An 18,928-nucleotide genomic window follows, 5' to 3' on the forward strand; every position below is an offset into this window, starting at 1 on the left:
GGTTCCTCTCGTTCAGGTGGTGGGCCAGCTGGCCCAGACGGCGGCCAGCTCGGCGGCGAAGACGACGACGATCACGGCGGTCAGGACCCGCGGCTCCAGGCCGCGCGACACCGGGTCGCCGCTGGGGGTGGTCCGCGGCTTGCTGCTGATCCGCCACAGGCCGGCGATCAGGCCGACCGCGCCGAGCAGCGTGAAGAACGCGAACGCCAGTTGGCCCAGGACGCGGCTCACAGGCTGCCCCCGCTCCGCATGTCCCGGCCAAGCTGGTGGGCGATCTCGGGCGGGAGGTGGATGCCGTGCGTGCGCAGGAGTTCGGCGAGTTCCTCCAGCGTCGGGATCTCCCGGGGGGTGACGCCGTAGCGGAAGACGGTCTGCTCGTCGCCGACGTAGCTCTGCGCCCAGAACGTGGCGAACCGCGGATCCCAGCCGGTCGTGGTGAGCGCATCGGCCGGAGAGCCGGGCGGGTCCGGCAGCACGTACCGGCTCGTCACAGCAGCCGGTCCTTCATGGCCGTCTCGGCGAGCGCCGCGGCGTCGGCCGTGTGCATGATGACCACGCTGGTGGTGCCGTGCCCGACCATCGGAGTCCGGACGATCGTAACCCGCTCCAGGTCGGCCAGGCTGACGTTGGTGCGGGCGGCGATCTGCGTCATGTCCTCGATGTCGGCCCGGACGATGTCGTTGCTCTTGATCTCGGTGCTCGTGGTCTCGTTGGCCATGGTTTAGCCCTTCTGCTGGTCGGTGGTGGCGGTGATGGTGGTGGATGGCGCTGCGGTGCCGAGCGCCGCACGTATCTCGGCGGCGCGGGCGAGGTTCGCCCGCGCCCGCCGCACGATCGGCTCGGTTGTCGGCGTGGTGCGGTCGCCCCAGATGTTGACGGCCTCCTGCTCGTAGAAGCGGAGCCGTTCCAGAGCGGCGAGCACCTCGTCGCGTGTGGCCCACTCCTCGTCGAGGACGGGCGTCATGCCTGCGTTCACGCACTCGCGGACGTAGATGGCGACGTGGAGGATCGTGATGGATGCCCACCGCCTGCCGTTCGTGGCCCGGTCGTTGAAGATCCGGCAGCGGGGCCGCCCGTGCTGGTCCTCGATGAAGACCCACCCGGGATCCTTGGGCGGCCGCTGCTGCCACCCTTCAGGGAGGGTGGCGTGCCGCAGCAGCGGGTCATCGTCGACCGGGGCGCCGAGGACGAAGCCGAGCGCGGTGAGGTCTCCGCCGCCCAGCACGTGGGCGGGGATCACCGTGTACTCCGCCTCCTTCGGCGCGGTGTCGTCGAGCAGCGCCTGCAGGTTGAGCCGGGCCGCGTTGTCGTGGCTGTACCGGTCCTCGCAGTAGAGCAGCGACCGGATCGCGACGTCCTCGATGCCCTCCCGCAGGCGGGCGATCGTCGCCTCGGCCTGGCCGCGAGCCGCCTCGTGGTTGCACTCGACCGGGTCGCGGTTGCAGGAGCAGCCGCGCGCACGCGGCCACAGGTCGCGCACCTGCTTGCCGTCGATCCCGGCGCCGTACTTGCGGTACGCGGAGTCGGCCAGCAGGGCGAGCGCCTCGCGCGCCGTGTCGCTGTCGGGGACGGCGATGCTGTTGAGCGGGAGGCCGAAGATGAGGCGGGCCAGATGGTTGACGGCCTGGGCCTCGCCGTTCGTGGAGATCGCCATCACAGCTCCCACGCGAGCTGGACGAGGAGCTGGACGTCGGCCCACAGGATGATCCAGCCGATCGCGATCAGCAGAACACGCGCCGCGAACTCGTAGCCCTTGGCCGCCATCGCGAGCAGGTAGGTGACGGTGTTCACTTGCTGCCTCCGGCGAAGTTCAGCCAGGTGAGCACGTTGACCAGCAGCACAAGCAGGACCGCGACACCGGCGGCCATGCCGAAGCTCATCGGTGGGATGGCCTCCCACCAGCGGTGCAGCAGGTAGGTCAGGCCCATGATGAGCAGGGCGGAAACGCCCAGACCGACCACGAACACGGCGGCCAGCCCCACGATCCCGAGCGAGAGGGCGAGCGCGTCGCCGATGCGGCGGCTCATCTGGTGCCTCCCATCCTGGAGATGCGCACCAGACGGGAGGGGCCGCCGCTGTCGCGGTCGGCGGCCAGCTCGAACGCCTTCACCCAGCCGGGGAAAGCGAGGGCGAGGGCGGCGCGCTGGTCGGCGCTGGCCACCTCGATAGCGGTCAGGAGCCGCCGGTAGAACAGCGGACCGGGCAGGCCGCCCCGGTGGAAGTGGAACAGGACGTGGGCGGCGATGGCCGGAGTGATGTCCGGGTCCAGGTTCTCGATCTCGCCGGTCGGGGTGGTGGTCATGGGCATCCGTTTCGAGGAAGGCTAGCGGAACCGCTAGCGTGATGGGCAGCGGTGTTGCGGTCATGAAGCAGGTGCTCGACCTCCTGCCCCGGCAGGGCGATGCGGTGGCCGAGCAGGGCGGCTCGCAGCAGCAGCATGGTGGGCATGCCGCTGGCGTCTTCCCACAGCGTGCGGCCGTGGCGGGAGATGCCTCGCGTGTAGAAGGTCTGGTGGGTGGCGTCCCAGGCGCAGGTCACGAGGATGCCGTGATGCGCCTGGAACGTCCGGAAGATCACCGCTGCCCCGCAGGCTGCTGCGGCGGTCGGGGGAAGACGGTGGTGTCGCCGGCCTCGGGCGCGGGCTGCGGCTGCACGCCCTGCCCGGCCTGTGCGGGTGCCTGTTCGAGGTACGGCCGGACGCGCTCTGGCTGCGGCTCCTGGACGGGCTGCTGGACGGGCTGCGCGGGCTGGAACGGCGGCCGCGCGGTGACCTCCTGCACCGGCGGGCTGGATTGGGCGGCGGCGGTGATGCGCTGCTGCTCGGCCTGCCTGTGCGCGGCCATGTCAGCCTCGACCTGGCGACGCATCGCCGGGATGATCTGCTCCAGCTTGTCCAGCACGAGCGCCGTGTCCACCAGATCCTTCGCGTCGGCCCGCGCCGCGGTGAGACGGAACTCGGCGATGACGAGCGTGGTGTTGGCGGGCGTCACGTCGAGCCCGACCTGATCCGGCGTGGGGGTGTTCCTGATGGCGTAGTGGGACATGGGCATGATGGGTTCTCCTTGAGGGGTTGGGGAGCCCGGCCCGCGATGTGCGGGCCGGGGTGGATCCAGGGGTGGGTTACTGCTGTACCGTCCACGCGGCTTCGGCCGCCTTGATGGCGTCGTCCCACTTCTTGGCGAGCCCGGCGCAGTCACCGAGCACTTCATGGACCGTGTCCACCTCTTCGGCGGTAAGGTCCTGCAGGCGGTGCACCGGCCGGTTGAGCAGCCTCGACATGTCCCGCAGCCGTTCGTCGCTGCTCAGCTGTTCGTCGAGCCCGTCGAACCGGGCGTTGATCCCGTCGAGGAGTTTGGCCCGCTGCCGCGCCGCCGCTGAGGTGGGCTGGTGCTTCCCGGCGTGGAACTGCTGCAGGAAGGCGTTCAGCTCGTTCGTGGCGGCCTCGCGGTGGCCGACGTTCATGGCCTTGCGGAACGCCCCTGCCAGCGTCTGCGGGGTGCCGCCCGCTCGAGCCCACTCGGCGCGGATCAGCTCGACGATGTGCTCCCGCACCAGCTCGTCCTTGTCCGGCATGGGCGGGCTCGTAGGCGGTCCGGCCGGAGGCGCGTCGGGCGCGTCGAGGTGGTCGAGCACCCGGGCGGCCTGGTCGAACGTCACATCCTTGCGGCTCTCGATCTTCTCGCCCAGGATGCGGCCGATCTCGGCGCGGACCGCGTCGTCGTCGGTGATGCCCCGCTCGGCCAGCGTGGCGTGGATCATGTTCATCTGCGGGCGGGTGGCCATCCGCACCGCCTTGGCCGTGGCCGGCTGGTCCGGCTCGGTCGACGGGTGGCTGGGCGGGAAGACCTCGCCCTCCATCGTGGGCAGCGGAATCTTCTTCAGCTCCTCGATCAGCTCGGCGGCTTGCTCCTCGCTGAGCTGCCGGGCCGACTTCCGCTCGCCGAACTTGCGCTCCACCAGATCCAGGGCCTGCTCCTTGCTTATCTTGCGGTCGCGCATGAGCCTGGAGATCTCGCGGTCCTGGCTGCCGGTCAAGCCGCCGCTGGGGAACGACTCGCGGATGGTGACGGACTCGCGTACGGACTGCCCGGGGTCTGCCGCCTCCTCCTCGTCCATCTGGTCGGGATGAGTGGTCACCTCGGCGGGGTTGGCGGTCGGGTCGAAGTCGAGCCGCACGCCCTCGTCCACGGACAGGCCGATCGCCATGTCGAGCGCGGTCGGGATGGCCTTGACGAGACGCGCCCGGATCATCGTCTTACGCGCCATCTCGTCGAAGTGGTCACGCCAGGGGCCGACGATGCCGCGCTCCCGGCTCTTAGCCATCGCGAACTTGTCGCGGTGCTCCTCCATCTCCCGGCGCGACATGGGCTCGGTGATGATGCTGTGGCCGCGCACCCGGGCGATGGCGTAGTACAGCACCGCCTCGCCGCGGGGACCGCCGTCAGCGGGCGGCTCGTGCTCCAGCGTGTCGCCGTCGAGGCCGTAGACGAGCTTGTACCTGTCGTTCGCGTAGCGGATGCGCGACACGACGCCCTGCACGGCCGGATGGCGGTATGCCAGATCCACGTAGCCGCGGTAGCCGATGATGAGCTGGGCTTCGAGTCGGTTGTTCTCCCTGTAGTTCTTGAACGGCAGCAGCCACGCGTGGCCGAGACCGGATACCCCAGGCCGTAGCCCGAGCTGCGCGCAGGTCATCAGCGCCCCGAGCACCGTGGGCGCAAATGCCTGAGCCAGCTTCGGTGTCGCGCGCAGGCTGTTCAGGGCGTCCTGCTTGAGCTGGGCGACCGTCACCCCCTTGGGCAGCGCGGCCTCGAACTCGGCGGTGTGCTTGCCGATGCGGTGATTCATCTCCTCGATCAGGGCGGGCAGATTGTCGCTCACGCGGCCTCCTCCGTGGTGTCGTCAGGAAGATCAGGCGGTGGCACCTGATCAAGGTGGTTGTCGGGCTTCACATACGGCAGGCCTTTGCTCGACAGCTGGCGCAGCGCGTAGTCGTAGCCGCCGTGCATGGCGCGTCGGGCATTGCCCATGAACGTGCCGACCTTGGACAGGACCAGCCGCTTCCGCGTCTCCGCCGCGCCCACATCGAGCACGGCGGCCCGCAGCTCGGCCGCCAGCACGGGCGGCAGCTGCACCGTGGCGTCCCGGTCGATCTTCGGGTGCAGCTTGCGCACCGTGGCGTACGTGGCCGGGTGGGGGTCGAGGTCCGGCATCTCGTCCCAGAACACCGACGCCAAGAAGTCCTCGGCCGCGTCCCGCAAGATCGCCGCCTCGACGGCGTCGTACTCGATGACGTACTCGCGGAACGACAGGCGGCCGTCCAGCAGGCCGAACCGCCACCGGGGCACACCGAACGTGTCCATGTACCAGACCACCTGCACCCGGTAGTACAGGGGCACCTCGTCGGTACCGGGGCGGCCCCATCCGGAGCCGTACGCGTCGGCGTCGGTCTTGAACTCGGCACCCTCGACCAGCACGCCGTCCTGGAAGCACAACGCGTCCGGGCTGGCCAGCTGGTAGTCCCGCTCGACGTGCACGTACGTGCCGCCGGAGCGGACCGTGAACTCCGGGTGCTGGTCGGCAAACCAGGCCCGGATGCCAGGCTCCAAGTAGTGGCCCCGCATCTGCTCAGGGGTCGACGGCTCCGGCTGGATGAGGCCCTTCTGCAGGCACCACTCCGAGTACGGCGACGCCCACGGCGACTTCCCGATCACCGCGGCGATCGACGACCCGCCCAACCTGCCGCGCCGTTCCTTGCGGCCGCGGCGGCTGTCCGGGCGGAACCGGCCGAGCCGGCGGGCGGTCCCCGCCGTTGCGGTCAGCACGGGCGCTCCGGGCGTTCGAGGCGGCGCTTGCCGGGAGTCTTCAGCCGGAACGGCCCGTACAGCTGGTCCGCCGTCTTGATCCCGTCCTTGTCCTCGAAGCGGGCACCGAACTCCGAGGTCAGGCCGATGCCGTACCCGTTGTCCTCGGTCGCGTGGGCGAGCCAGTCCTTGCCGGTGCTGTCCGTCCACGTGTCGCCGGGAATCGGCGGCCACTCGGCGGCGGCCACCAACTCGTGCCTTGTCGTTGCGTCGTCGGTGCGGAAGTACTCAGTGTCGAACTGGCCGACGCGGAAGCCGAAGCGGTGCGGGTCGCCTTTGTCGACCTTGTCGATGACGCCTTCGTACGTGACCCGGACGCGGTCGCCGAGGCGGTAGATGGGGTCGCTCACCGGCCGCCCTCCCGTTCGAGGCGGACGCGGCCGGGGATCTCCAGGTGGAACGTCCCGTAGTTCCGGACGGCCTTCATCAGGCCGTGCTCGCCGGTGTAGACGGCCGCGAACTCGCTGGTCAGGATGATCGTCGGCCGGTCGGGGTCGGTCTCGACCTGGCAGAACCAGCGCTTCCGGTCGCGGTCGCGCCAGATGTCGCCGGGCAGCGGCGGCCAGTCGGCCGTGGCCACCAGCGTGTGATCGATGCTGGCGTCGTCGGTGCGGAAATACACCAGGCCCTGGTCTCCGTGGCGGAGGTGGTAGCGGGCCGGGTCCTCCGGGTCGACCCGGTAGATGATGCCGGGGATGGTCAGGGTGACCCGGTCGCCTTCGCGGTAGAGAATCGCGCTCACCAGGCACTCCCCCGCTCGAACCAGGTGTAGTCGTGCTCGTCGGCGGGCGTGAGCAGCTGCTCGGCCGGGTTGGCCGGGTCGCGCCACACCGGCTGGGCCGGGGGCTGGCTGACGGTCTGGTCGTCGCTGGCCAGGGCGGTCACCCATGCCAGGTGATCGACGTCGGCGGCGTCGTCGTACGGGCGGCGGCCGAATCTCATCGCTGTCCTCCGGTGGCGGGCGCGGTCGGGGGGAGCTCGCTGCGGTCGGCCAGCTCGGCGCGGACGACGCCCATGAGGAGCTGGGAGACGCCGCCGAGCTGGGTGCCCTCGTCGTAGAGGGCCAGGAGCTGCTCGCCGGGCAGGGCGTGGGCCTGTTCGGCGAGGATGCTGGTGAAGCGGTCGGCGAAGGAGGCGGGGGTGCCCGGGTCGAGCGGGCACCCCCGGCTCTGCGCGTCGGCTACACGATCACCGTGAGGGGCGGTGCACTCCGAAACGGGCGCCATCTGGCTAGTGGAATCGCTAGCGAGATCGGCGTTCGCGGCGCGCGTGGTGTGGTTCATGGGGGTCTCGTTTCGGGTCAGGCGGCGGTGCAGGTGCAGGGGCAGGAACACGTGGTCGTCCGGGGCAAGACGAGCCGCTGCGCCAGGTAATGGACGACGGCCGCGTACGGGACGCGGTGGGAGCGGCTGTGCACCTCGAAGTGCGGCAGGTGACCCTTCTCCACCAGGAGGTTGGCGGTGCGGTGACTGACGCCGAGGATCTTGCGGACATCGGCGACCCGGATCAGGTCCAGGCTCATCAGCTCGTCGAGGGAGACGGGCAGGCCGTCGCGCAGCTTCGCCAGGGTGACGCGGTAGTCGGTGCCGAGCGAGGCGGCCAGCGACGTGTATCCCTCGGTGGTGACGGTGATACGTCGGCCGCCGCCCGCTGCGGGCGCGAGGGTGACGAGCCGGGTTTCGGTGAGGGTCCGCAGCACGTCTGCGGGTACGTCCGGGTCGGTGTCGCGCACGTCGTCGGTGCTCGCTTTGCGAAGCACGTTGAACGCTGCTGTAGCGCGTTCTCCCAGCTTGTTCACGGTTTCCCTCTCCTCTCCCACGCTCGATAGTTGATCTTGTTTAGGACGGATCTTGCGCACGCTGCGACCCTAGTGCGCACCGTGCGCTGCGTCAAGATTTGTGCGTTTTGGAGATGACAGTACTTGGCAGAGCGAGCAATCGCCTCTGAATATGGAGTCGAATTGACAGGAGTTGCCTGTGTCCAAACGGCAACGCGGACTGCTACTGTGACGCCGAAGCGCAAAGTGCGCACCCAAGCGCCAGGTAGGAAAGGGTCGAGCCTCGTGCCAACCACCAGTACACGCGGCGAAGCAGCGTTCGAAGAACAGGGCGCATTCTTCAAGGCCAAACGCACCGAACGCCTGGACGCCATGTCGCTGGTCCAGGCCGCCGAGGCGATCTCCGCGCTGTCGCCCCGCCAGCAGATCTCCAACAGCGGCATATCCCACTGGGAAAGTGGCCGGCGCCGCGCCGATGACCGGTTCGTCGTCATGATGGCGCTCGCCTACGGCAACATCGATCCCGACGAGCTCGACGAGCTCGGCCGAGGCAAAGCCGCCGAATGGCTGCGCAAAGAGCTGGCCGAACGCGCCGCCGACCAGGCGTCAACCGGAGATGCGCACGTGGACATCAGCGCGTTCACCGCCCGGCTTCAACGGCAGATCGCGGAAATCAACACACTGCCCGGAGCCAAGCCCACGGACAAGAAACGCATGATAGAGGCGCTGCTCAAGCACCACGAAAGCTTGGCCGACCTCACCGACGCCCAGCTCGGCCTCGACACCGCCTGATCAGTCGAGCAACCGGCCCAGCCAGCCGCTGCGCACCGCGTGCACACCGAGCTGCAGCCTGGTGTCGACCCCGGCCCGGTCCATGAGCGACTGCACACGCCGGATCACCGTGCGCCTGGAGATGCCCAGCGTCGTGGCGATCGCGCCCTCGGTCGCCCCGCGTGCCAGGTGCCGCAGGATGGTGATCTCCTGCTCGGTCGGCCGTGCCTCGTCGGTGCCGTTGTTGCGCCAGGCCGACCGGCGCGGCAGCGCCTGCGCCCAGTAGGTCTCGAAGACCGCCACCAGACTGTCCAGGATCACGCCCGGATGCACCAGCAGCACCGGCAGCGATTCGCCCGGCAGTTGCGGAACCATGGCCTGGCTGCGATCGCCGATCAGCAACTTGAACGGCAGCTTGTCGATCACCCGGATCTCGCACCCGCTGTCCCTGGAATGCTGCGCCGCCTGCAGCGCCGCCGGGTCCTTGAACACCTCCTCCTCCAGGAGGATGCGGCATCGAGGATGCTCTTCGCCGGGAGCGGGCGGCGGCGGCTCGCTCATCACCCGGTACGGCCACGTCACGAACGACATCAGCTCCTTGCGGGCCGCCTGCTCGATCTGGACGAACGAACGCCGCACCTGCTCGCCGTCCGTCATCACCTCGACCGGGATCCGCTCGGCATGGTGGCGCACGTTTGCCACATACAGCTCTTCCAGCTCCGCCAGCCGAGCCTGCGCGGCGACCACCCCCTCAGCCCGCCGCAGGATCCGGCTCCCCAGGGCCAGGCCCGGGCGCGCGGCGGTCAGCCGGTCGCGCCCGAAGACCAGCCCCTCCGCGCGCAACACCTCGATGCTGGTGGCCTCAGCCGTGCCCTCCGTGAACATCGCCGCTGGCAGAGGGCCGTCAGTCAGAATGCGCCGGTACATTTTCTCGGCATCCTCGCCGAGGCCGAGTGTCTCGTACATCATCTCCCCGTGGAGTGCCCCTGCCAGAGAGAGGCCGGGCTAGTACTTGCAGGTCATCCGCTCAGCGGCATGTGCGGCGTAGTTCTCCTCTGCGTGCAACACCCCCAGCCGGTAGGCACGATAGGCGGCGATCGTGCGGCGCTGGACGGGATACAACTGGGCCGCCAGCTTCGTCACTGGCATAGCCGCGGTGACCAGCCAGACGGCGATCAGCAGCAGTTCGTCTCCGGCGAGCGGGGCCGCGCCCACCACGGCCGCCACGCTGAACATCCAGCTGGCGGCCGTGGCCAGGACGCATGCCAGCCACGAACGGTTGTACCGGCGCGGCATGGTGCCTCCTACGGGTTGCGGGGGTGGCTACCAGCCGCCCATGTGGTCCTGGAGTGAGGCAGGCACCTGACTGGTGGAGGGGTAGGTGCTGGTTTCCGTCGTGGTGATCGTCTTCGTCGTGGTCTTCGTGACGGTGACGGTGCCGTCCAGGTTGGTGACCTTGGTGTAGGTCGTGTTGCTCGTCTCCGTGGTCTTGCCCGGCGTCGGCGTGACCGTCGCGGTTGGCGTCTCGGCTGGTGCCGGGGCCGCAGTGGTGTCGACGCTGACGGTCGGCGTCGGGGTGGGTTCCTCCGCATGCGCGGCTGCAGTTCCGGTCAGCAGCAGAGTTGCCACGCCGGCGGTGGCGAGGAGGGTCCGGGTCGTTCGGGGAAGTCGCGACAGCATGAGCTAGGAGCCTTTCGGGCAATGGGTCAGGAGTAGTCCAGGCAACGACTGACTTGGCTACTGACTGGTAGATACGCAGTCAGCGACACGTGTCATCTGCCGAAGGGCTATGCAATTAGTCCGACCCCTGCCTTGTCTACCGATTCGCGCGGCACATTTCACCCTTGGCACCGAAGTGCCACGAGCACAATAACGAAACTCAGTGTGCCCGAGAGCAGAGTGTGAAAAAAAGTAACAATCGATATCAGCGTGATGACGCTGGATTCCAGAGGTGACAGAGTGTGGCGTTCAACGTTTAACCACCCTCAACGGCGAAGGGGCGATACAACCGATGACCACACCCACGGGGGCGCTGGCCGCACTGGCCGGTGCCGGGGCCAGCTCCACCTTCGTGCTCGCTGTGATCAGCGGGCCGTCGCTCCTGCTGATGGCGTGCGGTGCTGTGCTGGCGTCCGTCTCCACCGTCGCGTTCAGGCGGGCCGTACTGGCGCGATCCCGGCAGCCAGTGGAGGTGTATGCCGCCTACATGGCGGGCTTGCGCGACGGCAGCAGGCACAGTCGCCGCCGGTAACCGGCGTCTCCAGGGCCGCGGGGGGCGGCCCTGGAAGTCGGGTGCTAGCCGGGGAGATCGAATCGGCTGCTGGTGCGGACTCCGTTCAGGAAGATCCGCCACTCGTGCGGGGTGAACTGACTGACCGGCCCCTCCTCGTCCGGCCCGCCGCCGGACACCCGCGTCCTGGCCACCTCCACACGGCCGCGATGCAGCCGCACCCAGACACACCCCGCGGACTCCGACTCCGGGGCCTTACGCCACTCCTCGGTCAACAAGCTGCAGAAACTCCTCACGGATCGAACGGATGAGACCAGCCGACTCTCCTCGAGTCAGCGCCGCGGCGGCCAGGTGCTCGAAGCGGAGCTCGAACTCCGGCACACCGCCGTGATCAACGATCTCATCCACTCCTTCCCGGTACAGCACCGGCGGCATGTCCGGCATCGCGTACAGCACGAACGACGACATGACCGCGGCACCGGCGAGCACGCGGATCGACGTCGTCGACCGGCCGGCCTCCTCGAGGAGTCTGCCGAGTTGGTCGGCCATCACCGTGGGGCCGCCGATCGGCTGGCGCAGCGCCTGCTCGCCAATGATGGCCTCCACCGCGAGCGGGTCGTCGGCGGACAGCAGCGTCTGGCGGGCAATGCGGGCGCGGGCGCGCAGCCGCACCAGGTCGTGCTCCTCCCACGGCCGGTCGGCGGCGATGACCGCGCGGGCGTAGTCGAGGGTCTGCAGCAGGCCGGGCACCACCTGCGCCTGCCAGTAGCGGATGACGCGGGCCTCGGTCTCGTAGATGACGTAGTCGCCGAGAACCTTGCCGTAGGGCTTCCACCACGGCTCGGTGCGGGCGTCCATGATGAGCTGGATGCACCGCCGTTGGGTCGGCTCGTCGGCGCCGTACAGCGCGAGGGCGTCGCGGACGTAGCCGGGCGTCACCAGCGAGTTGCCGTTCTCGACGTTGGACACCTTGCCGCGCGAGCAGCGCAACTTCTGGGCGACCTCGTCGAGCTTCAGGCCGCTGGCGGCGCGCAGTTCCCGCAGTGTCTCTCCGAGCTGGGCCCGGCGCAGGGGCGGGCTGATACGCGACGGCATGCAAGGAATTGTGAAGGAACGGCGGAAAGGACACCCCGGCCGCTCCGCAACCGTGATCGCAAAGTGATCAGGAAAGAGTGCTTGCTGTAAACCGATTGCCGCGCGTAAACGTCTTCAGCGTCCCCGGAGAGACTGGGCCACCCCCGGACATGACGAAGCCCCGGCACCCCATTATTTGTGCCGGGACTTCGCGCGTGATGCTACGGCTCAGCGGGCGTGTTGACAATCGCCTGGATCACTTTGAAATGCAGGCCGGTGATCTTGCTGATCGTAACCCGCGTCACCAGGCTCTTCTTGTCCGCCGCAGGAACCCCTTCGGGTGAGGCCGCAGCCGCCCGGATCGCCTCGTGCCAGGCCGCGGTGGGCTCGGCCATCGCGCGGTCGTACGCCTCCTGAGCGTCCCTGCGTGCGGCCTCGTATCGCTCGGTCGCTTCGGTCAGGGCTGTCTCGGCCTTCGCGCGTTGCTCGGCGGGCGGCAGCCTGCCGGGGTGTCGCCTCATCATGTCCAGCATATTAGTCCTTGCAGTCTCGACTTCGACTAGCTCGGCCACATGACTGTGATACTCCGAGGCCGACCACAGATAGCCGCATCCGCCGACCCGCAGGTCACACTCGATGTAGGTCCCCCCCGCCACCCGGATCAGGGCGCGCAGCTCGCAGTTCAGGCACGGCCCGACCAGCTCCTGCACGTGGACCTGCCACGGCGCGAGCGCATGCGCCGTGCGCCGCAGCCCGGCCAGCTCATCACACATGTCTCCGATCCACCCCTGCCCAGCCGCCCACCCGACGTGCCGGGCCAGCCACACGGCCAGGTCCTCCACGCTGGCGCGCTCCGGATACACCAGGCCGCGGTGCTCGGCGACCAGCCACACCCACGACGTGAGCACGTGCCGCATGTGGGCGGCGTGGTCGATGACCTCCAGCCGTACCGGGACTGGCGCCTCGCGGCTTCCGGACACCTTCACCCCTCCCCCGCTCCCGGGAGCGACGTGGTGGGCGAGCCACCGGTCGAGGGTGGGGGTGATCTCGATATCGCGCCGCAACCGGGTCGTGCAGGCGGCGCAGATCAGCTGGCCGGGTTCGGCCTGGCGAGGCCCCCGCTGTCCGCTGCATCGGGGAGCTGCACACAGCGGGGATTCGCTCAACGCAACACATCCTTTCGCCAGGCCGGGAGGGGTGTCGGCCATTCCACTAGCGTATTAGCTAGCGAGATCAGCCAGCAGCCGCCGCCCGCATCACCGCGGCGATCGACCCGGCGGTCTGGCCCGGTTTGTCCGCCCAGTTCAGGCCCACGATCCTGATCGTGTCCCCGTCGTTCGGCCACTCCGCCAGCCCGTGCTTAACGAGGTGGGCGGCCAGCAGCCGGGCAGCCTCACGTGCCAGCTCCGCGCCTGAGTACGAGCTGGTCAGCTCGTTCGGGTACAGGCCCGCCGCCCTGCGTCATCTCGCCGAGTGGGTAGTCAGTCCTGGCCGAACGTCGGCGGAGGCACTGACAGTCGCCCATGCTTCCTATTTGATTGAGTCCGCCGAGTCGAACCAATGAGTGGAGCGGTCATGCCTGACGGTCTGTGGTGCCGGGCTGGAGCAGCGGCAGTCGGAGGACGAAGCGTGCGCCTCGCGTGCTGTCCTCGATCTTCAGTGTCCCATGGTGGGTGGCGGCGATGGCGCGGGAGATGGCGAGTCCGAGCCCGGTACCGGTGGGGTCCTTGCGCTGCCCATCGTTGAGTCGTGTGAAGGGCTGGAAAACCCGTTCGCGGTCCTCCAGGGCGATACCGTCTCCGTCATCGCTCACCGTGACCACCGCCTGGCCATCCTTGCGCTCGGCACTGACCTCGACGCCGGTTGCGGCATGCCGTTGGGCGTTGACGACCAGGTTGTTGAGCACTTCGGTGAGTTGGACGCGGTTGCCGAGGACCGTCACGTTGCCCTTTACCTGGATGTGCACCGGCACGGGCCACGTCGTCGTGATCAGCTCTTCCTCTACCAGCGCCCCGAGGTCGACCGGCTCGGGAGGCTCGGGAGGGACCGTGCGGATTCGGGCGAAGATCAGGATGTCGTCGATCAGTGCTCGGAGCCGCTCTGTCGTCGCCAACCCTGCTTGGATCACCTTGCCCTGATCGACGTCGTCTGGATACAGCACCGCTTCTTCGAGCTGGGTCTGGAGGCCGGTCACCGGGGTTTTGAGTTCATGGGAGACGATGGAGGCGAAGTGCCGCTGCTGCTCCACTGCCTCTTCCAGCCGGGACAGGGTCTTGTTGGCCGTGCGCGCCAGTTGCCCGATCTCGTCGTCGCAGGCCGGTTCCGGCACCCGCAAGCTCAGTTCGCTGACGCTGATCTCCGACATTCTGGCGCGGATCGCTTCCACGGGTCGCAGTGTCCGTCCGACCAGCGACCAGATCATCCAGGTGGTGAAGACGCTGGCCAGCAGGGCCGCGGTCAGCGTGCTGACCTCCAGGATGTGCGAGGCCAGGGCGGGCGGTTCGGCCCTTCCGGCGTAGACGATGTGAGACTCGCCCCCCCACACGAAGCGGGCCTCCTGGGGTGAAACGCGGTTGGCCGTGAACATGACGCAGCCGCCGTGGGAGCACTCGGTGAGGTGGAGGATGCGGTCGTCGTAGGGCGGCCAGACAGTGCTGAGTGGCGGCTTCCCGGCAAGGGCGGGGCTGGCCGTCACCACCCGTCCGTGCGAGTCGACGAGTTGCAGGAGGTTGACTGCAGTGGTTGGGATCGCAACCGGAGGGCGGCTAGGCTTCATCGACGCGATCCAGTCGGTCGCCACACGCTGCGTCTCGCGGAAGATGTTGTCCCGGATCGCGGTGCGGATCATGAGGTCGAGACCTACCGCGATCACGGTGAAGACGATCAGGGATAGCGCCCCGGCAAGGAGTGTGAGGCGTGCTTGAATGGAGCGATGACGCCAAAAAGGCCACATAAACGATCTCCCACCCGTGTTGGCCTTTTCTACGCATACAGGTACGAAGGCGGAAATCCAAGATCCAATGTCATGGCAGGGGTGAACCTTGGTTAAACGTATGCACGGCGGAGACTTGGAGACCATCTGATCTTGTTTCGTAGTGATCGGTCCGTGTCGGGGGGCCGGTCGAGTCGTTGATGTTGATCGCGCCGAGCGCGCAGACCCGGGACTTGCGCGGGTCGGGGGTGTCGAGGGCCTGCTGCGCATGGTCGTACCAGCCATGCTGGTGCAGCCCGTTGGCCTCCTGGACGTCGGCCGCCTTCAGCAGCAGCGCCCGCGCCTATTCGGTCATGATGTCGCCTTCCGGGCTCGTACCGGGACCGGTCGCCACGGTGGCAGCGGCAGGCCCGCGCCACCAAACTCCACATCAGCAGCAAGCGGCGGAACCAGCACAAGGACACGCTCGACCCGTGCCGGCTCGGGCTCGTCAGCTTCGAGTACATCCCTCCCGCTCCGATGAGGTGGCGGTGACCGGCGTCCAGGCTCTGGAGGACCCGGTCAGAAGTTCCGCCATGGCGGGAAGTCGTATTCCCAGACTCTCGTAAAGGTGTATAGAGGGCTCTCACATGCTCTGGCGCGTAGATAATCGATCCTGCCGTCGGTGCTTCTTCCTTTGACCAAACAGGCAGCCCAAGTCAGCGAGCCAGGCGTGCGAAACATTACTTTGTTTTCGCCCTGCGGCATGACAACCCATAGGGTGCTGGGATCAGTGCATGGCTTCAGGAGAATCCCTTTACCACCACCTGGCGTCGGAGCGGTATCGAATGCTATGCATTGCCCTGTATGTTTGTTGACCAATCTCGCCTGACCAAGGGTGCCTGAGCGGGGAAATCTAAACTTCCACAGCTCCGAGTCATGACGGGTAGTTGGATCGTTGGTCAGTCGGACAAACCCGTCCATGTCCCTCTCGGGACCCCTTGCGTCCATCATGCGCTGGTGGCGGGGCTCCACGCCTCGCTCGGCGTTCCAGAGCCGGAAGAAGCCTGCGGGCCAAGCATGGGCCGGTGCCACGGCGAGCGAGGCCGGAAGAACAGCTCCTGCGAAGAGGATCCGCGTAATCTTACTTAGCCAACCATAATCGCGCATGACTACTCCGCTTCTCAGCACGCTGCCTCTAGAGAAAGGTCAACCGGGACCGGGATGGGATCAGGCGCCATAACGTTGAAACTATTGCCTAAAACTCAGGGTAGTGCACGCGCGCTATTCCGCTCCTGAAACTTCTATATAGAGGGTCTAGATCCAGGCAAACATGGCGACCTTGGTCTAACCGAGACCGGTACCCAATAGAGATCACTACGTACTGTCGTCGGGAGGGTCGGGGATGCGTGCCCACCGGCCGCAGCTCCACGTCGAACGCCGCGTTCCGCAGGCAGTCGACCACCGTCCCGGCCGCCAGCAGCGCCCCGTCCTCGTCCGGTACGTGCCCGGCGTGCCACAGCTGCGCCGCAACGACGTCCACCGGCAGGCTGTACTCCGAGCGGGTGGACACGCCGCTGCCGGTGAACCGGTGACGGGCCTCCACCGCCAGACGGCGGACGATGGCCGCGATCTTGATGTGGCTGCTGACGATGACGGCCTCATCGTTGCGGCCGGTCAGCTGCAGCGCGTACCCCTCGGGAGGGGTACCGTCGAACAGGTCGCCCAGCTCCGGATCGTCGGCTGGCAGCACACGCACCCGCGTGTCGCGGGCATCGATGGTGACGGTGTGGACGCCCATCAGATCGCCCCGTACGGGTCGCGGATCTTGCGCCAGGCGGCCGCGCCGACGCGCACCAGCTCGTCCGGGTCCTTGTAGAAGTCCATGGCCCAGTGCAGCGGGTTCGACTCCTCCGACGCGCTGCACACGGCCAAGGCGAGCTTGACGAGGTCGGCCACCTGGTCGCCGGTCAGACCGAGCTTGGCGTAGCGGTCGAGGTCGAACCGCTCGGTGAGCTCGGCGACGATCTCGCGAGCCACCTGCCGGTCCGCGTCGGGGTCGTGCTCCTCGATCGGCGTGACCGAAGTGACCCTCCCGTCGTTGCTGTCCTCGAAGGAGTACTCGACGTTGAACAGCCCCTGCCGGGCGCCATAGTCGATGGCGCCCTCGGCGATCATCTCCGCGCACGTCACGGCGGCGCGGTGGATGGAGACGGGGTTCTCCTCTTCGCCGCTGACGGTCGTCGGGATGATCTCCACGCCGAAGTTGGGATCGCCCGGCGCCGCGCCGAGCAGGCCGACGACCTCCTTGATGTCCTCGCGTCCGATGTAGGCGCTGATGCTCATGAGCGGGAATCTCCTTCGGTCAGAGCTGATTCGGCGCGCAGGCGCAGCACCGCGTGGGCGATCGCGCCCACGGGGCCGCGGTGCTGGCCGCCGGCGTCGATGTAGTCGTCGGCGACCTCGCACATGAAGCGGTAGTCGAGGGTGCCGTCAGCGTGGACGCGCTGCTCGCCGGGGACGTCGGCCAGGCGCGCGGCCATCCTCTTCACGATGGGGTCGGCCGCGAGCTCGTCCACGGCCTCCAGATACCGGGCAGGCGGTTTGGTGATCATCGGCAGCAATCTCCTTCCAGTTCGCACTCGTCGGGCGAGCACTTGTCTTGGTGGTCGCACTCCCAGCCGTGGGCCGGGCAGTAGCGGGCGTCGTCGTCAGCGAACGGCATGCCGCCCTCCGCGAGGGCCTGCACGAACTCTTCCGCCGTGGTGATGGGGGGCCGCTTCACGGCCGCTCCGCCTTGAGGAGCTGCAGCAGCGCCCTAGCCACCGCGCCCAGGTGGCCGCCGATCTGGCCACCCCGCTTGCGGTACTCGTCGTTGGCGGCGCCCATGAACTCGTGGCGGGGGGTGCCGCCGTCGTGGGCGAGGTTCTCGATCGGGACGCCGCGCAGGCCCTCGGCCATGGCCTGGACGATCGGGTCGGCCGCGAGCTTCTTCTCGATCTCGGCGTGGCTGGGGTCGAGGATCACAGCGGCCTCCACTCGCCGTGCTCATCGGCGTAGGCGATGGTGGTGCATCCGGCATGCTTCTTCGCCGCGTCGAGCGGGGCGAACAGGGCGGGCCCGTCCTCCTGGCCCTCGGGGACGATCAGGCGGCCCTCAAAGCAGAGCGTGCCGTCACCGTCGAACAGCCGGAACGGCAGACCCTCACGCTGGATGTGGAGCCGGTCGGAGATGTCCTGCGTCATCTCGTCGGCGGGCCCTCCCATGCCGCACGCGTCCACGAGGCACGTGGGGGCGTCCGGGCAGTCGGGGTGCTGGGCCTCGTGCCGGTAGTCGCGGGTGATGAGCCACCCGTAGTGGTCCGGCATGGCGGCCTTCTCGCGGTCCGGCCACAGCGGGAACACCCACCGGCCATCCACGAGGCGACCGCAGTGGATGCAGTAGTTGCCGCTGCTGGTGCAGTCGTGCTCGCAGGCGGCGCACTGCAGATGGAACGTGGCGGCCGGCGGGCTGTCCTCGCCGCCCGGCACGTCGTAGGTGTTCTCGCCGCTGTTGTTCACCTCGACCAGCAGCGGCCCATGCTCTGGCGGGATGCCCTCGTTCTCGACGTGCACGTACGTGCCCGAGCCGTCGTTGCGGACGTAGACCAGCATGGAGACGCCGTGCGCCTCCATCACGTACATGCGGGACACGTCGCCCTGGTCGGGGTCGGGGTCGAAGACGCGGACCTCGCAGTCGTCATCGATGGCGATGCTGCGAGGACTGCGCGGCGGCAGGGCCGCGAGCGCCGCCTTGAGCATGTCCAGGCGGCGCAGCCCGAACTGCGGCACCTGCAGCAGCTCCGCTTCGGCGCGGGCGGCCAGGGCGCCGATGGTGTCAATGCCCACGTTCTTCAACGGGGTGGTGACGTGCCAGGTCAGGGTGCGCAGCGTCGTCTTGAGGTCCGCGTCGTCTGGCAGTCCGGCCCTGGCGATCAGCTCGGCTACAGTCCTGTTCACAGGACCTCCCACTTGCCGTTGTCGGCGTTGTGGTAGCGGATCTCGGCCGATCCGGTGTCGGCCTTGGCCCAGTCGAGCGGCGCGAACCACAGCTCGCCGCCCTCCTCCCCGGGCGGGACGATGATCCGCCCGGCGTAGTCGAGGTGCCCGTCGCCGTCGTAGATCAGGAACGGCGTCCCCTCGCCCTTGGAGCGGAGGCGCACCTCGAGGTCGATCTTCTCGGCCGGGGTGCCGATCAGTCTCAGGCGGCCTTTGTAGGTGCCGCCGCAGTGGTCTTCTGTGATGATCCAGCCGTGGGCCATG

At 68.3% G+C, this 18,928-nt stretch carries 33 protein-coding genes; 2 read left to right on the top strand and 31 right to left on the bottom strand.

Annotation, left to right across the window (positions count from 1 at the left end; translation table 11 throughout):
* Positions 1–12: 12 nt before the first annotated feature.
* The 16 genes from ACQPWU_RS27515 to ACQPWU_RS27590 all read right to left on the bottom strand — a co-directional run bounded on the left by ACQPWU_RS27515 (position 13) and on the right by ACQPWU_RS27590 (position 7,662).
* A complete protein-coding gene (locus ACQPWU_RS27515) occupies positions 13–231 on the bottom strand; it encodes a hypothetical protein (RefSeq protein ID WP_433444603.1) in 219 nt (72 codons plus the stop codon).
* Entirely contained in the window at positions 228–491 is a 264-nt protein-coding gene (locus tag ACQPWU_RS27520) for a hypothetical protein (RefSeq protein ID WP_433444604.1), read from the bottom strand. Before ACQPWU_RS27520 ends, ACQPWU_RS27515 begins: the two co-directional genes overlap by 4 nt.
* Entirely contained in the window at positions 488–718 is a 231-nt protein-coding gene (locus ACQPWU_RS27525) for a hypothetical protein (RefSeq protein WP_433444605.1), read from the bottom strand. Before ACQPWU_RS27525 ends, ACQPWU_RS27520 begins: the two co-directional genes overlap by 4 nt.
* A gap of 3 nt (positions 719–721) precedes the next feature.
* Positions 722–1,654, bottom strand: coding sequence for a hypothetical protein (locus tag ACQPWU_RS27530; RefSeq protein ID WP_433444606.1), 933 nt, complete (start codon positions 1,652–1,654; stop codon positions 722–724).
* Positions 1,654–1,791, bottom strand: a complete 138-nt coding sequence (locus ACQPWU_RS27535) for a hypothetical protein (RefSeq protein ID WP_433444607.1) — start codon at positions 1,789–1,791, stop codon at positions 1,654–1,656. The genes ACQPWU_RS27530 and ACQPWU_RS27535 overlap by 1 nt, the downstream gene beginning before the upstream one ends.
* Positions 1,788–2,027: a hypothetical protein gene (locus tag ACQPWU_RS27540; protein ID WP_433444608.1), complete on the bottom strand. Its 240-nt coding sequence runs from the start codon at positions 2,025–2,027 to the stop codon at positions 1,788–1,790. The genes ACQPWU_RS27535 and ACQPWU_RS27540 overlap by 4 nt, the downstream gene beginning before the upstream one ends.
* On the bottom strand, positions 2,024–2,302 hold the full coding sequence (locus ACQPWU_RS27545; RefSeq protein WP_433444609.1) for a hypothetical protein: 279 nt from the start codon (positions 2,300–2,302) through the stop codon (positions 2,024–2,026). Before ACQPWU_RS27545 ends, ACQPWU_RS27540 begins: the two co-directional genes overlap by 4 nt.
* A complete protein-coding gene (locus ACQPWU_RS27550) occupies positions 2,299–2,577 on the bottom strand; it encodes a hypothetical protein (protein ID WP_433444610.1) in 279 nt (92 codons plus the stop codon). The genes ACQPWU_RS27545 and ACQPWU_RS27550 overlap by 4 nt, the downstream gene beginning before the upstream one ends.
* Complete coding sequence (locus tag ACQPWU_RS27555; RefSeq protein WP_433444611.1) at positions 2,574–3,050, bottom strand: hypothetical protein; 477 nt, start codon at positions 3,048–3,050, stop codon at positions 2,574–2,576. The genes ACQPWU_RS27550 and ACQPWU_RS27555 overlap by 4 nt, the downstream gene beginning before the upstream one ends.
* A 70-nt stretch (positions 3,051–3,120) precedes the next feature.
* Positions 3,121–4,881, bottom strand: a complete 1,761-nt coding sequence (locus ACQPWU_RS27560; RefSeq protein WP_433444612.1) for a recombinase RecT — start codon at positions 4,879–4,881, stop codon at positions 3,121–3,123.
* The gene (locus ACQPWU_RS27565) at positions 4,878–5,825 is read right to left on the bottom strand and encodes a YqaJ viral recombinase family protein (protein ID WP_433444613.1); all 948 of its coding nucleotides are present in this window, start codon (positions 5,823–5,825) and stop codon (positions 4,878–4,880) included. Before ACQPWU_RS27565 ends, ACQPWU_RS27560 begins: the two co-directional genes overlap by 4 nt.
* Positions 5,819–6,214, bottom strand: a complete 396-nt coding sequence (locus ACQPWU_RS27570) for a hypothetical protein (protein WP_433444614.1) — start codon at positions 6,212–6,214, stop codon at positions 5,819–5,821. The genes ACQPWU_RS27565 and ACQPWU_RS27570 overlap by 7 nt, the downstream gene beginning before the upstream one ends.
* Positions 6,211–6,606 carry a hypothetical protein gene (locus ACQPWU_RS27575; RefSeq protein ID WP_433444615.1) on the bottom strand — a complete coding sequence of 132 codons (396 nt, stop codon included), beginning with the start codon at positions 6,604–6,606 and terminating at the stop codon, positions 6,211–6,213. Before ACQPWU_RS27575 ends, ACQPWU_RS27570 begins: the two co-directional genes overlap by 4 nt.
* Positions 6,603–6,806, bottom strand: coding sequence for a hypothetical protein (locus tag ACQPWU_RS27580; RefSeq protein ID WP_433444616.1), 204 nt, complete (start codon positions 6,804–6,806; stop codon positions 6,603–6,605). Before ACQPWU_RS27580 ends, ACQPWU_RS27575 begins: the two co-directional genes overlap by 4 nt.
* Entirely contained in the window at positions 6,803–7,090 is a 288-nt protein-coding gene (locus tag ACQPWU_RS27585; RefSeq protein ID WP_433444617.1) for a hypothetical protein, read from the bottom strand. Before ACQPWU_RS27585 ends, ACQPWU_RS27580 begins: the two co-directional genes overlap by 4 nt.
* Positions 7,091–7,164: 74 nt before the next feature.
* Entirely contained in the window at positions 7,165–7,662 is a 498-nt protein-coding gene (locus tag ACQPWU_RS27590; RefSeq protein ID WP_433444618.1) for a helix-turn-helix transcriptional regulator, read from the bottom strand.
* 207 nt (positions 7,663–7,869) lie between these two features.
* Here ACQPWU_RS27590 and ACQPWU_RS27595 point away from each other — a divergent pair, with 207 nt between their 5' ends.
* Positions 7,870–8,433, top strand: coding sequence for a helix-turn-helix domain-containing protein (locus tag ACQPWU_RS27595; protein ID WP_433444619.1), 564 nt, complete (start codon positions 7,870–7,872; stop codon positions 8,431–8,433).
* Here ACQPWU_RS27595 and ACQPWU_RS27600 read toward each other — a convergent pair whose 3' ends face one another.
* Genes ACQPWU_RS27600 through ACQPWU_RS27610 form a run of 3 tightly spaced genes read right to left on the bottom strand, consistent with a single transcriptional unit; the run spans position 8,434 to position 10,092 of the window.
* Entirely contained in the window at positions 8,434–9,381 is a 948-nt protein-coding gene (locus ACQPWU_RS27600; RefSeq protein ID WP_433444620.1) for a LuxR C-terminal-related transcriptional regulator, read from the bottom strand. It lies immediately after the preceding gene.
* 36 nt (positions 9,382–9,417) lie between these two features.
* Positions 9,418–9,708 carry a hypothetical protein gene (locus ACQPWU_RS27605; RefSeq protein WP_433444621.1) on the bottom strand — a complete coding sequence of 97 codons (291 nt, stop codon included), beginning with the start codon at positions 9,706–9,708 and terminating at the stop codon, positions 9,418–9,420.
* 27 nt (positions 9,709–9,735) lie between these two features.
* Entirely contained in the window at positions 9,736–10,092 is a 357-nt protein-coding gene (locus ACQPWU_RS27610; protein ID WP_433444622.1) for a hypothetical protein, read from the bottom strand.
* 331 nt (positions 10,093–10,423) lie between these two features.
* On the opposite strand from ACQPWU_RS27610, the gene ACQPWU_RS27615 reads away from it, so the two are divergent.
* On the top strand, positions 10,424–10,663 hold the full coding sequence (locus tag ACQPWU_RS27615; RefSeq protein WP_433444623.1) for a hypothetical protein: 240 nt from the start codon (positions 10,424–10,426) through the stop codon (positions 10,661–10,663).
* A gap of 44 nt (positions 10,664–10,707) precedes the next feature.
* Here the strand turns inward: ACQPWU_RS27615 and ACQPWU_RS27620 are convergent, their stop codons facing one another.
* From ACQPWU_RS27620 to ACQPWU_RS27675, 12 genes are all read right to left on the bottom strand, one after another.
* Positions 10,708–10,920, bottom strand: coding sequence for a DUF397 domain-containing protein (locus tag ACQPWU_RS27620; RefSeq protein WP_433444624.1), 213 nt, complete (start codon positions 10,918–10,920; stop codon positions 10,708–10,710).
* Complete coding sequence (locus tag ACQPWU_RS27625) at positions 10,898–11,737, bottom strand: helix-turn-helix domain-containing protein (RefSeq protein WP_433444625.1); 840 nt, start codon at positions 11,735–11,737, stop codon at positions 10,898–10,900. Before ACQPWU_RS27625 ends, ACQPWU_RS27620 begins: the two co-directional genes overlap by 23 nt.
* A gap of 200 nt (positions 11,738–11,937) precedes the next feature.
* A complete protein-coding gene (locus ACQPWU_RS27630; protein ID WP_433444626.1) occupies positions 11,938–12,882 on the bottom strand; it encodes a hypothetical protein in 945 nt (314 codons plus the stop codon).
* Positions 12,883–13,289: 407 nt separating this feature from the next.
* Complete coding sequence (locus ACQPWU_RS27635; RefSeq protein ID WP_433444627.1) at positions 13,290–14,669, bottom strand: sensor histidine kinase; 1,380 nt, start codon at positions 14,667–14,669, stop codon at positions 13,290–13,292.
* 70 nt (positions 14,670–14,739) lie between these two features.
* A complete protein-coding gene (locus ACQPWU_RS27640; protein WP_433445299.1) occupies positions 14,740–14,982 on the bottom strand; it encodes a DUF6197 family protein in 243 nt (80 codons plus the stop codon).
* A gap of 903 nt (positions 14,983–15,885) precedes the next feature.
* Positions 15,886–16,428 (bottom strand): hypothetical protein, encoded by a 543-nt coding sequence (locus ACQPWU_RS27645; RefSeq protein WP_433444628.1) that lies wholly within the window; start codon positions 16,426–16,428, stop codon positions 15,886–15,888.
* Positions 16,428–16,973, bottom strand: a complete 546-nt coding sequence (locus ACQPWU_RS27650; RefSeq protein ID WP_433444629.1) for a hypothetical protein — start codon at positions 16,971–16,973, stop codon at positions 16,428–16,430. The genes ACQPWU_RS27645 and ACQPWU_RS27650 overlap by 1 nt, the downstream gene beginning before the upstream one ends.
* Entirely contained in the window at positions 16,970–17,242 is a 273-nt protein-coding gene (locus ACQPWU_RS27655; RefSeq protein WP_433444630.1) for a hypothetical protein, read from the bottom strand. Before ACQPWU_RS27655 ends, ACQPWU_RS27650 begins: the two co-directional genes overlap by 4 nt.
* Entirely contained in the window at positions 17,239–17,412 is a 174-nt protein-coding gene (locus ACQPWU_RS27660; RefSeq protein ID WP_433444631.1) for a hypothetical protein, read from the bottom strand. Before ACQPWU_RS27660 ends, ACQPWU_RS27655 begins: the two co-directional genes overlap by 4 nt.
* Complete coding sequence (locus ACQPWU_RS27665) at positions 17,409–17,654, bottom strand: hypothetical protein (protein ID WP_433444632.1); 246 nt, start codon at positions 17,652–17,654, stop codon at positions 17,409–17,411. The genes ACQPWU_RS27660 and ACQPWU_RS27665 overlap by 4 nt, the downstream gene beginning before the upstream one ends.
* The gene (locus ACQPWU_RS27670) at positions 17,651–18,625 is read right to left on the bottom strand and encodes a hypothetical protein (protein ID WP_433444633.1); all 975 of its coding nucleotides are present in this window, start codon (positions 18,623–18,625) and stop codon (positions 17,651–17,653) included. Before ACQPWU_RS27670 ends, ACQPWU_RS27665 begins: the two co-directional genes overlap by 4 nt.
* The gene (locus ACQPWU_RS27675; RefSeq protein ID WP_433444634.1) at positions 18,622–18,927 is read right to left on the bottom strand and encodes a hypothetical protein; all 306 of its coding nucleotides are present in this window, start codon (positions 18,925–18,927) and stop codon (positions 18,622–18,624) included. Before ACQPWU_RS27675 ends, ACQPWU_RS27670 begins: the two co-directional genes overlap by 4 nt.
* Position 18,928 lies beyond the last annotated feature (1 nt).

This window comes from Nonomuraea sp. CA-141351 (assembly GCF_050944675.1).
Classification (GTDB): Bacteria; Actinomycetota; Actinomycetes; order Streptosporangiales; family Streptosporangiaceae; genus Nonomuraea.